Below are 15,729 nucleotides of genomic sequence, written 5' to 3'. Positions count from 1 at the left end.
AATATTCTTCATTTTTCGAATCCTCTAATTCACTTAATAAGAATATATTATCTTTAAAAGAATTAAACATATTGATTGTATCAAGGTGTTTTTCCTTTTGATGTTTTTCAATAAAACTTAACAAACTAAATTCTAAATCATCATTTTTAACTTCCCTATTCCTCATCCTATCACTTCCAGAATATTCTTTTTATAGTTATAATGAATTATATCATATCATTTTGAGAGGTGTATTGTATGAATACTATTTTACTAGAAGAAGTTATTTCATCTAAAATTAAGTTAGCCTCAGTAGATTCCGAAAAAAAAGATTTAGTAGTTTTCATCGGTTTTGAGCCGGAACAAGTCTCTAAGCTATTTGCATACAAATTTCTTGATTACCCTTTTCCCACTGATCTAAATCGGTTGCAAAAATCAAGTGAAATTCTCCAACTGATCTTAACAAAAAGCCAACTGCAGGTACCTTTTTTATGGGTAACTATGGAAGAATATCAATTTTGTTTTAAAGGACAAATAGAAACATTTTTCAATACCCATTTTATTTTTAATAATTTTTATGATAGAATTTTCCCTATTTTTTATAGCTTCGAAGACTCTCAACAACTATTGCTAGATTTTGAAGATGAAGATGAAAATATAAAATCCGAAAATTTCGAGTATGTATCAGAATTTTATAATAGCTTGAAATTAATACACTCTAAACTATTTGCAGCATATACTACAGATTTAGATGCTATTGAATGGATACCATATTACAACATTGATACTAACCTTGAAATGCATGATCTGGGTTTAAACAATTATGATATCACATATAGTCTATCTGAAGATGATACCGACTTTATTCAATTCACCTTAAATCTTTTAAATAACCAGAATATTAAGCATGTAGAAATAGTACACTCTACAAATTTTGATGCATTCAACAACAATTATTTACAACGATTAGCAATTATTCAACTATTACGTGAAAATCTACTATTTTCTTTCACTAAACATGCACTCACTAAAAAAAGTGTCAATGAACGGGAATATATTCCTTACTTAGATAAGTATTTTGGATATTCATCATTTAATTCCCTGGAAATGTATTGCGACCCTGAAACATCAAAAGAAACAATTAACATACAGCAATCACAGATTATTGATGATATTTTAGAACAAGTAGGAAATGCAAGAAATACAGGTAGCTTACGTGATATTTTTGTTACATCATCCACTGGGGCAGGTAAATCTTTAATGTTTCAATTACCAGCTTTAATATTACACGAAAAACATAAATATTTAACCATAGTAATTTCTCCTCTTATTGGTTTGATGAATGACCAAGTTGAGGGATTAAAAGAAAGTGGCATTAAACATGTTGCAACCATAAACTCTAATATTACTCCTGCGGAAAAAATTGATATCCAACGTCGGATCGCAAATCAAGAAATTGCAATACTATATATTTCTCCGGAAACATTAATAAATCGTTCAGATATAAGATACTTAATTGGTGATAAAACAAAAGTAGGACTTTTTGTTATTGATGAAGCACATATTGTCACTACATGGGGAAAAGCTTTCCGTTCAGATTATTGGTATTTAGGTACATATTTGCAGAAACTTCGCAAAGAAATGCCTTTCCCAATTGCGACATTTACTGCTACAGCCATTTATGGTGGTGAAGAAGATATGTATAAAGAAACTCGTGATAGTTTAGGCTTAGTAGATCCCATTATCTATTTAGGAAAAGTTCGTCGCGATGATATAGATATTCACCTTCAAGCTGCAGAAAAGAAAATGACACTAAATGAGTATCGTAAGATTAAGTTTGATTTAATGACTAAAAGAATAAAAAAACTTGTTTCGCAAAACGAAAAAGTACTTGTTTATTTTCCAACTGTACCTTTAATTGATACATTCATGAGCTATCTAGAGAGTTCTCATCCAATGTTATACAAAAAAACAACTAAATATCATGGGAAGCTCGAAAAGGAAGAAAAACATTCAAACTCTAATAAATTCCAATCCGGTGAAAATCAAGTAATGTTTGCTACAAAAGCATTTGGTATGGGAATAAATATTAAGGATATTAATAACGTATATCATTTTGCACCTACAGGTAATGTATGTGATTATATACAAGAAATTGGACGCGCTGCTCGTAGTACGAACATTGAAGGCGATGCCTATTTTGATTACTTAGAGCATGATTTCTCATATATAAATAGCCTGCATAGCATGTCAACATTACGTAAATCACACTTATTAATGGTAATTGAGAAAATTTTAGCTGTTTATAAAGAGAAGAAATCTCGTAATTTATTAGTAAACGTTGAAGATTTTGCTTATATTTTCAATAGTTCAAATAAAATTGAAGATAGTGATATTGATGGGAAATTAAAAACGGCTTTATTATTAATCGAAAAAGATTTCACAAATATAGTAAAATACTCTCCTTTTGTTGCAAGACCTCGAGGAATATTCGGTCGGGAATATTATAGAGTAGATAATGAAGGCCAAAAGAAATTAAACCTGAAAAAATATGAGCAGTTTGCCACATTAATTGTTGACAAATCAAGTTCAAATATGATGCCCATTTATGAATTTGATTTGAAATACATTTGGGAAAATAAGTATAAAAACATTTCATTCCCTGAATTTAAATGGAGATTTAATAATAGTGATGAAAGCTTAAAATTGCCCTTTTTACAACATATTCGTCCAGTAATGATTTTACGTTATACTTTAAATAAGTCATTAGAATCAACACTACACACCATATTTAATACACTAGAAAAATTATCTGAATTCTTTGGTAACCAAGCTTTAACAGGTACCTTCTTTAAACAGGAAGACTTAGGGAATTTTATAAGCCGTCGTTTTAAAATCGATAAGGAATTGGCTGATTCGAAAGCTCAAGTATTTTTACAAGCGATGAGCCGGACAAACAACTTTACTGGGAACTCTAACGTAAAAAATGTAATAAGTGAAAATGACCTACGCGGTTATAAAGTTGGACCAAATTATACGGATTTCTTTAATCAAATAAAAATGTTAATTACACAGTTTATAAAACCAGATTATTGTATTAGTACAGAAGAAGGTACTTATGAACTATTTGTTGGTAAAAACCAGCCAGATATTATAGAAAAAATCACAGTTGTATTTGGAATTTTAGAGGCATTTATTGGATTAAACTATCAAACTCGTGGAGGGAGTTCTCCAGAAATCTATATTCGTATAAATTCCACTTTAATGTTGGAAAGCATTTCTAAAAATCCGAATAAATATAAAAATCATATCCTACAAGGCATCTATGATAAGCACGCCATTTCAAATGAAATGCTAAAATATATATTCCGTAAACAATTTGAAACACAGGAATTCTGGGATTTAATAGAAGATTATTTTCTTGGCCGTATCCCACCAAAAGTACAAGAATCGATAAAAGCAAAGCGCAAAAAGAAAGCGAAATCATAATTATGAATATGGTATATTTATATCTTCATCAGGAATATGAACAATTTGTATGCTTAAACAATTCAATGTTCAAATTGCAAATTCCAATATATTCAAAATCATATTCTCCCCATTTTTTGCGTCGTTTTTTTGAATTAAATAAAAATGCAATATTATTTCATTACGCAAAAGGGTATATAAAAGGAATTAGTACCGTCCATGAAAAAGTCCGTGTGCAAGGGGATGATTCATTCTCTTTAATAGTCGAATTCCACAATCTCGAAAAACCTATTCGTATCAGACAATATATACAAGAATTTGTACATTATTTACCCGAAATGTATGCTGCCTTTCAACAGGATGGCACACCTAACAATGGTTCATTATATCCTTGTCCGCTTGAGCTCGCAAACTACTTCTTTGACAAAATCCAAGAAAACAAAGAAATTGAATTTACTGGAACAGAGGTGCTTCAGCAAACTCATGCTAGAATAGGGCATTTACTTTACAAGCAAAAATTATTAAATATCTGGGCTCATAATTGTGCGATATGCTCAATTAAACTACCTGAATTATTAAGAGCTAGCCATGCTAAGCCATGGAAATTATCAAGCTCATCCGAGAAAACAAATCCATATAATGGCCTGTTATTATGTGTTATGCACGATGCACTTTTCGATCAAGGTTTTATAAGTTTTAATGATCATGGAAAAATACTCATTTCTGAAAAACTGCCTGTAGAGGATTATTCTAAATATAATTTAAACATGAATATGTCAATGTCACTTTCTCCAATGCATAAACCATTCATGCAATATCATCGTGAAAAGATATTTAAATAATATTTTAATTTGAGCTTGCTATAAAAATGCGTTCGATATGCAGACTAATAAAAAATAGAAAAATTGTCCTTTTCTCTTCTCAAAAAGGCCAGTTTTTCTATTTTACTCTCTAAATTAAGTTGCAACTGTTACTAATATCATTAATTCCTTAATTCTATTTTTATATCCCTCCCCAAAAAAACAATGATAATTTACTCTCATTTAGCCTTATATTTAAAAGGTTTTACGATTTTAAATAGAATTCCTTCCTCTGTCAATTGATATGCTGGCTTCTCCTCACTTAACATCCCTTTTATTTGTTGCGACAGATAAAGAGATAACTCCATTCCACTTTGAAAATTCTCAAAAGGAATTTCACTTCTATAATAGCTTTCACTCTTTTCATTATACTCCCAAACAGGTATCTTTCTGAATTCCATAACCTGTTTTAAAGTAAAGAAATCAATAATAGGTATATGGTATTCTTGATCCCCACCGTTTATTTTTAATTCTCGATAACCATTAAAATAATGGTGATTTAATAATATAAAAGGAACAATTCTCTTTCCCGAGACATCAATTCCTGTTTTCTCCTTTATAAGATCTTGATTTTTTTTACTGGATATTAGTACATTAAGCCTTTCAACTAATTGATTATACGCCTTATAAAGATGACCTTGTAAATTATTATACACTTCTATAAGATTTTCAGGCTTTATAGTAGCTTTTGCATCAAAGATAAATATATATTCACCTAATACAAACATACCATCTATCTCCGGCAGGCCATTAGCTTCATCCCTATCTAATTTATTAAAACATATATTAATTTTGTTAAAAAACAACTCTATTGATTTTTCAAACACATACCCTTTATTCGTTTTATCATTCAGCTGCAATTGAATCTCATCACTTGAAAGGATCTTATCAATAGCTTTTTGAGGTGCAACACATTGGATCCAAGCTGGTATTATATAATATATATCTCCTCGTCTCATTAATGGCTTATACCTTACAAGAAATGATGTATTTTCTTGTTTAGCATTTAAATCATAAGATAAAAACTGTAACAAAATCTTGTGAGATTGCTCTAATCCTAAATATCTTATTAATTGTTTTTCACCATATATTTTTATAAAATTGCCAGTATCCATCCCCATATTGTCTTCAATATCTAACGCCAATTTATATATAGCTTTGTATACAGTTAATAGATCATTAATGACATACTCAACTTCATAGTTTTTCACACTAAACTTAACCCACTCATCCCCATATATAGGAACTAATAATTTGAATGCAGACCAGATATCCGTATCAGCTTTCCAAATATTTTCCTTTGAAAGATCCATATGAAGAATCTCTCCTCCAGAATATGATTTTATACTCTTTGTTTTCTTCATTATGTCAAACATTTCTTGACTATCTATAATATGATCCTGTTGATAAGTAAAATTCAGATCCCTATACCTTTCTAAACTAGACCAATATGGTACGTTATGTCTTAAAAAAAACACTTTCCCTACATCTATATTCTTCACTTTATAATTTTCTAATTTTTCTGGTTTTATTAACTCTGTTGATAATGAAAGAAAAAAATTCCTCAAAGAATACTTAGTAGCAATTACTTGAAATATTGTCTTACATTCCTTATTAATTCTCTTTGGCTCTTTAAGCCTTGCTTTAATGCCATACTCTTTGATAAATTCAATTATGCCTGGAAAGCTATCTAAAAGATGGTTATATTGCGAATTAAGAATTTCACTTTCATATGTTTTATCATCTATACCTATCCCACTATTACGCATATTGAAATTTACATACTCTAAATAAGAAAATAAATCCTCGATATATATTTTTTTATTAGAATTTAAATAAGCCACCTTAATTATATTATTACAACCCTTAATTCTTTCATTTAAATAAATTGCAAATTCAATATCTTTGGCAATTAAGGAATAAATTTCTAAATTTAACGAATTTAACTTCTCTAATAAAAGATTTAAATCACCTAGACTCATTCCCAAAGCACATCCACTATGTAAAAACAGTCTATGAAATTCCATTCCCTTCGTTTCATATTCCAATTTAATATATTCAAGGAGCCCTCCCTTTTTCTTCTTTGCCTGAAAACTTTTTTTAAACTCTTCTACTTTCTTTATATCAATTGGCCTCATAAATACCCACCTTTTTAATATTTAAAACAAATGCTTAATTACATCTCAGGACTTCTAAACTATTTTGTACATACAAAAGAACTTCTCTCTAGAGAAGCTCTTTTATATTAAAATTCCGAATACCTTTTCTATAATAATTATTAAAACGTAGCATTATTACAGAAAAAAACCAACTTTATTTAAGAAATATATTCAATAGTTTTTCAAATTAAATCTTCTCTATTACAATAGCATTCGAAGTAACCCAAGTAATTTTTACTCTATCTCCCACTTGTGCATTAATATGATTAAACCAATCTCCAAATAATTGTAAATCCCCATTCCCCTGTAATTGTTTAGCATACTCATCCCTAGCTTTCATAGAACCAGCTGCTTTTACTGTAACATTCTCTAAAAAACCATCCGCTGAACTACATGTAAGGATATTCATCTGTCCAGGATGATTACTATTATAAATTCCTATTCTTTTCGCTTCATACCTAGGTACTTGCAAGTATCCTTCACCGTAAACAACACCTCTTGTACTAGTGTGCCTATAAGATCCCCATTCTAAATGAGCTTTTCTCAAAGTAGTTATAAAAAAATCGCCAGCATTTGCCATGAAAAACCCCTCCATTCCTTAAATATAATATTAAAATTATTAAGTGCATAGAGTAATTATATTTCATAAACCACCATATATTCAATAAAATAGCATTTCGAAGAGAACTTCAATCCTCCCCATCTCTTTCTTAGCATTCAACCTAATTGAAATACATCCAAATAGAGTTTTATTTTTAGGTAACTTAGGTTTCTGTCAATCATCCTATAAATCATTTTCATATATAAATAACTTATAAAAATTAAAACCATTTTTATGCCAATTATGCTACCATAAAAAGTATTAACATAATAAAAAAGAAATCAACAATACATAGATATAAAGCAGTGAATTACATAGGTAATTAGGAGGAACATGAATGACAGAAAGAAAGATATGGTTTATTACCCGTCCAGAAAGAGACCCAAAATTTCACGCTCTTGCCCTCAGCGCACTACAAGAGGCCACAAATAATTTTCAACATCCTTGGAAAGGAAATAGAGAATTACATAGAAGGTATGAAGAAGTCCTAGGAAATAGAGAATTAAAAACACCTACTATTAGTACTGATGGTTCTGGCGGTCGTACATGGGTCGCCATGTTAAAAACATTCGCTTATATATACATAAATGAAAGTGGATATTTAGTTCCTACTAAGGTAGGTAAGGCTTTACTGAATAGAGAGAATGTGTTCGAAAATATTTCGAAACAAATTCTTACTTTACAAATACCAAATGCCTATTTTATGGAAACAGGGTTCAGACCGAAATTTGTATCTTATTTCAAAATTCGCCCAGCGCGTTTCCTAATTAAATTAGCCAATCAAAAATCACTAGGATATTATGTAACAAAAGAAGAAATAACTTACTTTGTGTTAACGGCGTCAAAGGATAATCAATTACATCAAGTAACGCAAAACATTCTAAAATTCCGTAAGGCAAATGAAGAAGAAAAAAAACAAATAAAAATGGGTATCGCCGAGCAATATGAACATCGTAGCCGCTCTGACAGTGCTGCACGTGGATTCGAAACAGCTCATTCAGATGTAGCACATACATTCATGTTACTTTGTGATTACACAGGATTTGTAGAATATATTCGTGGAGAATGCTTACGTGTTAACCCTATACACATTGAAGAAATAACACAAAAAATAGAGGAGTATGACAAACGATATCCTTTTAATAATCGTTATCAGTTTTCTTTAGAACGGATGGCCGAAAATAATGGACTAGATATAGCTAGCTATAAAGCAACTCATTTTCATGATAAAAAACCGGCTACAAATAAAGGTAAACGGACATTACTTATTCAAGAAGCTCTATCAGGAGTATCCGTTCTATCCGAAGATAACAAAGACAGAGCAATAGAATTACTAGAAATAGCTGGATTCAATCCAATTGAATCTTTATCAATTATTGAAGAAAAATTAGAAGAGCAAGGTTATGCATTCTCAAATGAAGACTTTTATGAAGCTTATTTATCAGAAAAAGATAATCTAGCGTTCGAGGACAAAACTGGTGAGATTTTAACTCAAATCGGGTTCACCGTTGTTATGCGACCAAAATCCACAACCGGTGATCATACGGAAATCGAAATTGTTTTATTATATGGAAATAATGGATTAGGGCTAATTGATGCTAAAAATTACCGTAGTAGTAAGTTCTCTCTTCCAGCAAACCTTGCTTCCCATATGGCAAGTGAATATATTCCAAATTACGAGGGATATCAAGGGAGAAATGTAAGCTTCTTTGGTTATATTGCAGCTGATCAAATCGGTGGAGAAAGAAATTTAGGTAAAATTACTGAAAAAGCTAAAAATCATATTGCTGGTCGTGAAGTAAAAGGTTTTATAATGAACGCAAAAACTTTATTAAGCTTCTTAGACTATTGTATAGAAAATAATTTATCAAAAGAAGAAAGAGTATTGCTATTCTTACGTGCAATTAACAATAAAGGATTCGTCACATTTCCTTCTCTATATAAGGAAATAAACCAAAACTAAAAATAAGAGGTTGTTCCCCTAGGAACAGCCTCTTATTTTATACAAGCGCAGGTAGCTCTTGTTCTCCTAATAGTTTATTAATATTCCATTTCGGCTGTGTATATTCATATTCTACACCCGCTAACGTTTTCAATACGGACTCTACAATGATTTTTGCCGCAAGCGGTGGCACTGCCATTCCAATCTGCTGACGAACCTTTTCTTTTCCACCTGAGAAGATGAAATCGTCTGGGAACGTTTGTATCCTAGCTCGTTCACGATTAGTTAATGCACGTGGCTCGTCCCAATGATAGCCATGGGTCCCACCTCCGCCACTTCCTGTAATTGTATAAGAAGGTGTATTAGGATTTAATCTTTTATAAATTTGGCTTAATTTTGCACCCTTTACATTTAAACGAAGATGTTCCGGAATCCCTTCATACCACGCATTTTCACCAGGTGGAATATGATTTAACATATCAATCACTTTCTGCTTATGTCTTGTAAATTCATGATTTGCAGCTTCTTCTGGAATATTTTCCAAAGCTTGTGCGGCAGTAACATATGGATATTCTCTACCTGGTCCATGAGTTGGTGCAGGCACTTTATATTCAGCTTCTATGTCATTTCTAATCCCTACAATAATAATTCGATGTCTCGCTTGCGGAACCCCATACTCTTCAAATTTATATAAATGAGGCGTAATTGCGTATCCTGCTGCTTGCATTTCACGTAAGATCTGAACAAACGCACCGCCATCATTAGCACTTTGTAATCCACTTACATTTTCAGCGATAAACCATTGGGGTTGATGCTGTGTTAATACACGAATCCCATAGCTATATAGTGGACCAAAATCACCATCTATCCCCCTCTGCTCACCTACAATACTAAAGTCATTGCAAGGAAAGCCAAAAACAAATGCATCAATCGGGGTTAATCGTGGGTCACTCTCAATTTCTAACGTACGAACATCTTGAACAATCACTGTATCAGGAGCCATTGGACAAATATTATTCGCATAGGTTTTAGCTGCGTCTGGACAAATTTCATTCGACCAAGTATGTTCTACCTTATACTCTTCACCATTTCTATCTACAACTCTTGCCATACGAGCACCCACTGCAAAGCCGCCGGGACCATTAAAAAATTCACCCTTACAATAAACAGGCACTTTTCTTCCCTCCCATACAGAATTTGATACTTATCTTCTATTATTTTTATTGTATCCTATTCCATTTTCTTTTAGTAATCAACAAAAAAGACTTTTCAGCTCCATAAAAGGACAACATTCTTTATCTCAAAGTCTTTTCGACATAATTTATGGCATACTATCTAATATATATCCTTGTTAATACTAATTTAATTTTACTGATATATCAACATTTAAGTATCTGCGAAACTTTACCTATATACAAAATAAATCCCAAAATTTAATTTCTAACTCGTTTATTGGCACCCTATATGTAATGCTTACCACAATGCGAATTATAAATGTTATAATAAGATAAAAATTTATTGGTACATAGATAGGATGTTGAAAAGATGGAACTCATCAAAGTATTAGGCGAACGTATTCGATTCCTAAGGAAAGAACAAAACTTAAGTCAAGAACGTTTAGGAGAATTATCCGATATACATACAAATCATATAGGTGCCATTGAACGTGGTGAAAAAAACGTTACAATAGAAAGTTTAGCAAAAATAACACGTGGATTAGGTATTACTTTAGAAGAATTATTTCATGGCCTTTGACTAATAGTCTCAATAGAAAATCCCAAGAACAAACATAATTTCTCAAATTAACTACATAAATAAATTCCTACTACCTCACTCATATGCTCTCCCTACTGGCTTTTTAGTAAGCATGTAACTCCCTGAAATGTTATTTACATTCAAGCAATAGATAAATAACCTTCAGCTAGAATCAGATTATTTTACGTCCATCTAGATAAACTCACAGATCCTATATCCATAGCATCGCATTTACACTTTATACATACTTAAAACCACATGTCCTATTAAACATTAAATCACTATCACCTTCCCATAGTCCTTAACACGCTCCTCAAAAAAAAACCTAGTCTCCCCACTATCCTTATAAAAACTCTCCCAACCCCTCTCCCTCAAAATCCCCTTCCAAGTATCACTCTGGGCCATCCTCCTAATCACATCATCCCAATAAGCAACCTCTTCCTCCGTCATATCCTTCGGGCCCATAATCCCTTTTCAGTACTGAAATACAACATCAATTCCTTGTTCTTTCCAAGTCGGAATGTCCGGTAGTCGGTCTAGTCGTTTTTCTGAGGATACGGCTAGTATTTTTATGTTGCCGGCTTTGTATTGTTTTTCGGCTTCTGATAGCGTCATTGTTGCGGCGTTAATTTGTTTGTTCGTTAGGGCGTTTATGATTTTTTCTTTGTTTTCGTAGACGAAGAATTCTAGTTCAGCAGGGTTTATGCCGAATGCTTTGCTTACTTGTACGAAGGATAGGTGATCGTCGTTTCCTAGGCCAGGGGCAACGCCGATTTTGAAGTTTTTCTTGTCTTGTTTTAGTTGTTCTATTAGTTGGTTTGCGTTTTCTATGTTTGAGTCTTTTGATACGACAACGACTTCCCAGTCTGATGCAAGTAGCGCGAGCGGTGTGAAGTCTTTATATGTTAGTTTACTGTGGCCTAGTAGGTTGTTCGTTATGAGTAAGCTTGAGTTAATCGCAAGTACGTGACCGCCTTTTTGTTTCGTATATTTCCATCCGACATCACCGCTGCCGCCTACTTTGTTTGTGACTGTGATTGGTTTTGTGAAGATTTTTTCTTCTGTTAGCGTTTTTTGCATCGCTCGTGCTGTTAAGTCCCATCCTGCCCCTTGAACGTTCGGCGCAACGATTTCTACTTTGTCTATGTTTACTGTATTCGTTTGAGGTTTTTCCGACGAACAACCAGCTATTACTCCTGTCATGAGCAATATACATAGTAATAATCATTTTTTCATAACCCTCGTCCTATTCGATATTTTCTTTCTGGTCGCCCGATAATGCCGTATGTGTACTCTACTGTGCATTCGTTTGTCGCTACTAAGTATTCTAAATATCTTCTTGCGGTTGTTCTGGAGGCCCCCATTTGTTCTCCCATTTCTTCTATTTATATGTAGAGGTTTTTGTATGACGAAAAAACACGTAGTTCCATTGTTATTTTACAAACCCCAAATTCTTCCTCATCTTAAAGTGGAACAAATTTATTACTTAGAGTGTCTAATAAGTGTATTTCTAATATGAGTTGTCCAGATTGGATACAACATATCCCGTTTGACATCTATTCTTATGTATTACAAAAAAATGAAAGGACTTATTATCCCAAAAAGTGAAAAATATGCATCGTAATACTACGGTTAAGTATTACAAGTTTAATACTTTCACAGGTGAACCATTACAAGTGGAAACAAAAAAGAAACAACCCAACCCGTGACTTATCAATCATATAAAGTGAAACTTTAATCAGTGGGGGTTTTGTTCATCCCCCACTGATTATCAGCCCTCACCAATCGGGCTTTTACGGGCAGCCCGACCCCCACTTAACTTCTTTGCTTCCGCTGAATTTTGAGGTGGGGGTCTTACTGCCCGGCGAATAGCGGGATAAACGTTTTGGATGTCATTTAACCTGTGAAATTTCAGCTGCAGTAGTATTGTTACCCTATGCCATCTTTAATTGCATTGGTATTTAGAATACCTAGACAAAATCCATATATTCTTGAAAGAGGTTGAAAATTTATGTTCGTTTTAAACAAGTTCTTTAACATTTTACATTACAAAAAGATTGTACCTGTAGTATTACTTTCATGTGTATCACTTATAGGCTGTTCCAATAGTAACACTCAATCTGAACCACCTAAACAAGCGAATCAAACGAATCAAATTAAACAGAAAAATACAGGTAATCAATCTTTTGCTAAACTTGAAAAAGAATATGATGCTAAGCTTGGTATTTATGCACTGGACACAGGTACGAATCAAACTGTTGCTTATCATTCAGACGATCGTTTTGCATTTGCATCTACATCTAAATCATTAGCTGTGGGCGCTCTTTTACGCAAGAACTCATTAGAAGCTCTTGATCAAAGGATTACGTATACTCATGAAGATCTTTCTAATTATAATCCAATTACTGAAAAGCATGTTGATACAGGAATGACGTTAAAAGAACTTGCAGATGCTTCTGTTCGATATAGTGATAGCACAGCACATAATTTGATTCTTAAACAGTTAGGGGGTCCCTCTGAATTTGAAAAAATCTTGAGAGAAATGGGAGATACTGTTACTACTTCAGAACAAGTTGAACCTGAATTAAATGAAGTGCATCCAGGAGAAACACATGATACCAGTACACCAGAAGCGATAGCTAAGACACTTCAATCATTTACATTAGGAACTGCACTTCCAATAGAAAAACGTGAGCTATTAGTAGATTGGATGAAGAGAAATACAACTGGAGATAATTTGATTCGCGCTGGCGTACCAAAAGGATGGGAAGTAGCTGATAAAACAGGCGCGGGATCTTACGGAACAAGAAATGACATCGCAATTATTTGGCCACCAAATAAAAAGCCGATTGTTCTTGCTATACTTTCTAATCATGATAAAGAAGATGCTAAATACGATGATAAACTTATTGCAGATGCAACCAAAGTCGTGTTAAATACCTTAAAAGCTACGGAATAAATGATAATAGGTTAAAAGTTTTCTATTTTAGGCGGGTGTTTTCATCAACTAAAAATTTAATAGTGTCCCAAAAACGAAATTTGGTGCTAACTTATAATAAAAAGCTCATTTTTATTGTTTGGGGATAAATCGTTCTTTAAGCTTGATGGCGATTTGGTGCTATCCCTAAAACATCTGGACTGTAATAGCCAACTAAAAAATGCAAACAAAAAGACCTTTAATCAGTCGTTTTGTTTGCATTTCCTTTTTCTAAAACCACAGAAAAGATAAGTACTATAGTTAACACCATAATAAACCTTACTTCACTTCCATCACTTACAAAAAATGAATACAAAGTATAAATTAAAATTAATATTCCATAAATAACTTTGTGCAATGAACTCCCCCCTTTTTGCCGTATATATTTTAGTGTAAAAATTTAATTCAAGCCCTATATTAAAATGAAAATAAAAAGCACCTGTGATATACACAAAGTGCTTTTCTCTTGTCAATTTATCTATTTTCACTATATTTATTTTTTTTCTTTTTATAACTCAAATTTCTTCGAATCGCACTTTTCTAGAGCTTGCTGCAATTCATTTTGTTCATATGGAATATGTTTATCTGTCTGTACATCTTCAACATTTTCTCCACTTGTTAATAATCTCCTGTACTTAAAAGAGTGCCCTGTTAATACTGTTGTAATCATTTTGTATTGCCCTCCTTTTGTTTGATTACTTGTATCATAAAACAAGTATCTGAAGTTGATATGTAGTCTATCTAGAGTGTATGTAAATTTAAAAAATCTTTAATAAAATGTTTATGTTGTAACGTTACCACCAAAACTAGTGCTTCAAAGACCATGATTTGAAGAGACAGTAACCCATATTCTAGCTTGAATTCCCGCTACAGTTCTATATTGAGTAAAACCAGTTGATTCCTATAATATAAAAAGAGCACCACTTTTTGGATGCTCTTCGTTATAACTATATATTATTTAATTTCCTTCTTTTGTTGGTACCATTTTTCCTTCTTGAGAGTCTGTGCCCTCTGTTCTTTCAACAGTTTTTGCATGCTCTGGTTTTTCAGGGGCTCCCATTTCAAATCCAGGTTGAGAATCTGTACCTTCTTTTGTTGGTACCATTTTTCCTTCTTGAGAACCTGTACCTTCTGTTCTTTCAACAGTTTTTGCGTCTCCTTTAGGAGTTGCTGGCAATGCATCTTTAGGTAAATCAAAGTTTTGTGAGAAAGACGTTGTTCCATCTGCACTTTGTGTAATTACTTGATTTGAACTATCTTCATTTGATTTTAAATTGTCCATTTTCGCATCATCTGCACCTACTGCACCTCCCGCTACCAATCCTGTACTTAAAAGTGCTCCTGCTAATAACGTTTTAATCATTTTTCATTACCTCCTGTTTATTTGTAATATTCATCAAAAAAGTATCTAGAGTTAATGTTTTAGTCATTATCTTTATCTACTTGCTTTTTGATTACATTTAGCATAAGACAAGAATCTATAGTTGATATGGACTGTATCTGGAGATTATGTAAAGAAAAATAGATGATCAATTGTATATCCTAATGGATGCTTAGACAAGATTGAAACTTTATATGAGTTTGAACAATTGAGTTCCCCTTTGTTTTTGGGTGTGAGGTTTTTAGCTGGAGTGGAGTGAGGGACTAACCTTTTCTAATTTGAAAGCAAACTTTTTATTATTAGTTTACATTCGAATCCGTAAAAATATTGACTTCATCCCAATTCCCCTGATATCCTCAAAGTTAGCAAGAAAAGCATACATTCAAAGCGTTGTAAACAAAGAGATAGAAGGTAAATAATCAAAAAAAAACATCTCATTAGGATTCAGCTGAGATACATGTAATTTTAGATTAAAGTCTGTATTTTTTTCCATTATCAGATTACAAAGTAACAAAAATGTACAGTATTGTTACTTTGCAAATAATCCTTAGCATGGATTTTATGTTAGTACATTGGCTGTACCCCTAATTAAAAAGATGGACAATCT

The 15,729-nt window shown here is 32.4% G+C and carries 11 protein-coding genes and 2 pseudogenes; 5 read left to right on the top strand and 8 right to left on the bottom strand.

Annotated features, from left to right (window positions below; translation table 11 throughout):
• Positions 1–237: 237 nt before the first annotated feature.
• Positions 238–3,468, top strand: a complete 3,231-nt coding sequence (locus tag EXW56_RS04785; protein ID WP_215597243.1) for a DEAD/DEAH box helicase — start codon at positions 238–240, stop codon at positions 3,466–3,468.
• A 2-nt stretch (positions 3,469–3,470) separates the two neighbouring features.
• A complete protein-coding gene (locus tag EXW56_RS04780) occupies positions 3,471–4,289 on the top strand; it encodes an HNH endonuclease (protein WP_215597242.1) in 819 nt (272 codons plus the stop codon).
• Between the two features lie 197 nt (positions 4,290–4,486).
• Here the strand turns inward: EXW56_RS04780 and EXW56_RS04775 are convergent, their stop codons facing one another.
• Both EXW56_RS04775 and EXW56_RS04770 read right to left on the bottom strand, forming a co-directional pair.
• Positions 4,487–6,445, bottom strand: coding sequence for a hypothetical protein (locus tag EXW56_RS04775; protein WP_215597241.1), 1,959 nt, complete (start codon positions 6,443–6,445; stop codon positions 4,487–4,489).
• A gap of 208 nt (positions 6,446–6,653) precedes the next feature.
• On the bottom strand, positions 6,654–7,046 hold the full coding sequence (locus EXW56_RS04770) for a hypothetical protein (RefSeq protein WP_215597240.1): 393 nt from the start codon (positions 7,044–7,046) through the stop codon (positions 6,654–6,656).
• A gap of 358 nt (positions 7,047–7,404) precedes the next feature.
• On the opposite strand from EXW56_RS04770, the gene EXW56_RS04765 reads away from it, so the two are divergent.
• Complete coding sequence (locus EXW56_RS04765) at positions 7,405–9,030, top strand: AlwI family type II restriction endonuclease (RefSeq protein ID WP_215597239.1); 1,626 nt, start codon at positions 7,405–7,407, stop codon at positions 9,028–9,030.
• Between the two features lie 37 nt (positions 9,031–9,067).
• Here EXW56_RS04765 and EXW56_RS04760 read toward each other — a convergent pair whose 3' ends face one another.
• Positions 9,068–10,183: a DNA cytosine methyltransferase gene (locus EXW56_RS04760; RefSeq protein WP_215597238.1), complete on the bottom strand. Its 1,116-nt coding sequence runs from the start codon at positions 10,181–10,183 to the stop codon at positions 9,068–9,070.
• Positions 10,184–10,554: 371 nt separating this feature from the next.
• On the opposite strand from EXW56_RS04760, the gene EXW56_RS04755 reads away from it, so the two are divergent.
• Positions 10,555–10,764: a helix-turn-helix domain-containing protein gene (locus tag EXW56_RS04755; RefSeq protein WP_215597237.1), complete on the top strand. Its 210-nt coding sequence runs from the start codon at positions 10,555–10,557 to the stop codon at positions 10,762–10,764.
• A 273-nt stretch (positions 10,765–11,037) separates the two neighbouring features.
• Here the strand turns inward: EXW56_RS04755 and EXW56_RS04750 are convergent.
• Both EXW56_RS04750 and EXW56_RS04745 read right to left on the bottom strand, forming a co-directional pair.
• Positions 11,038–11,967: pseudogene (locus EXW56_RS04750) on the bottom strand (tripartite tricarboxylate transporter substrate binding protein).
• Between the two features lie 29 nt (positions 11,968–11,996).
• Positions 11,997–12,149: pseudogene (locus tag EXW56_RS04745) on the bottom strand (DNA-binding response regulator); the annotation flags it as partial.
• Positions 12,150–12,775: 626 nt separating this feature from the next.
• Here EXW56_RS04745 and blaIII point away from each other — a divergent pair.
• Positions 12,776–13,723, top strand: a complete 948-nt coding sequence (blaIII, locus tag EXW56_RS04740) for a class A beta-lactamase BlaIII (RefSeq protein ID WP_002201581.1) — start codon at positions 12,776–12,778, stop codon at positions 13,721–13,723.
• A 217-nt stretch (positions 13,724–13,940) separates the two neighbouring features.
• On the opposite strand, the gene EXW56_RS04735 is transcribed toward blaIII, so the two are convergent.
• The 3 genes from EXW56_RS04735 to EXW56_RS04725 all read right to left on the bottom strand — a co-directional run bounded on the left by EXW56_RS04735 (position 13,941) and on the right by EXW56_RS04725 (position 15,104).
• The gene (locus tag EXW56_RS04735; protein ID WP_002087303.1) at positions 13,941–14,099 is read right to left on the bottom strand and encodes a hypothetical protein; all 159 of its coding nucleotides are present in this window, start codon (positions 14,097–14,099) and stop codon (positions 13,941–13,943) included.
• Between the two features lie 150 nt (positions 14,100–14,249).
• Positions 14,250–14,411, bottom strand: coding sequence for a hypothetical protein (locus EXW56_RS04730; RefSeq protein ID WP_215597236.1), 162 nt, complete (start codon positions 14,409–14,411; stop codon positions 14,250–14,252).
• A 288-nt stretch (positions 14,412–14,699) separates the two neighbouring features.
• Positions 14,700–15,104, bottom strand: coding sequence for a hypothetical protein (locus EXW56_RS04725; protein ID WP_002201583.1), 405 nt, complete (start codon positions 15,102–15,104; stop codon positions 14,700–14,702).
• Between the last annotated feature and the right edge of the window lie 625 nt (positions 15,105–15,729).

Source organism: Bacillus mycoides (assembly GCF_018742245.1).
Classification (GTDB): domain Bacteria; phylum Bacillota; class Bacilli; order Bacillales; family Bacillaceae_G; genus Bacillus_A; species Bacillus_A cereus_U.
Note: the sequence above shows the minus strand (reverse complement) of the source record. Positions and strands in the feature narration are given on the sequence as shown.

Bases quoted from the DNA above. Each gene is read 5' to 3' on its own strand.
- EXW56_RS04785 (WP_215597243.1), top strand. From the start codon at position 238: ATGAATACTATTTTACTAGAAGAAGTTATTTCATCTAAAATTAAGTTA.
- EXW56_RS04780 (WP_215597242.1), top strand. From the start codon at position 3,471: ATGAATATGGTATATTTATATCTTCATCAGGAATATGAACAATTTGTA.
- EXW56_RS04775 (WP_215597241.1), bottom strand. From the start codon at position 6,445: ATGAGGCCAATTGATATAAAGAAAGTAGAAGAGTTTAAAAAAAGTTTT.
- EXW56_RS04770 (WP_215597240.1), bottom strand. From the start codon at position 7,046: ATGGCAAATGCTGGCGATTTTTTTATAACTACTTTGAGAAAAGCTCAT.
- EXW56_RS04765 (WP_215597239.1), top strand. From the start codon at position 7,405: ATGACAGAAAGAAAGATATGGTTTATTACCCGTCCAGAAAGAGACCCA.
- EXW56_RS04755 (WP_215597237.1), top strand. From the start codon at position 10,555: ATGGAACTCATCAAAGTATTAGGCGAACGTATTCGATTCCTAAGGAAA.
- blaIII (WP_002201581.1), top strand. From the start codon at position 12,776: ATGTTCGTTTTAAACAAGTTCTTTAACATTTTACATTACAAAAAGATT.
- EXW56_RS04730 (WP_215597236.1), bottom strand. From the start codon at position 14,411: ATGATTACAACAGTATTAACAGGGCACTCTTTTAAGTACAGGAGATTA.
- EXW56_RS04725 (WP_002201583.1), bottom strand. From the start codon at position 15,104: ATGATTAAAACGTTATTAGCAGGAGCACTTTTAAGTACAGGATTGGTA.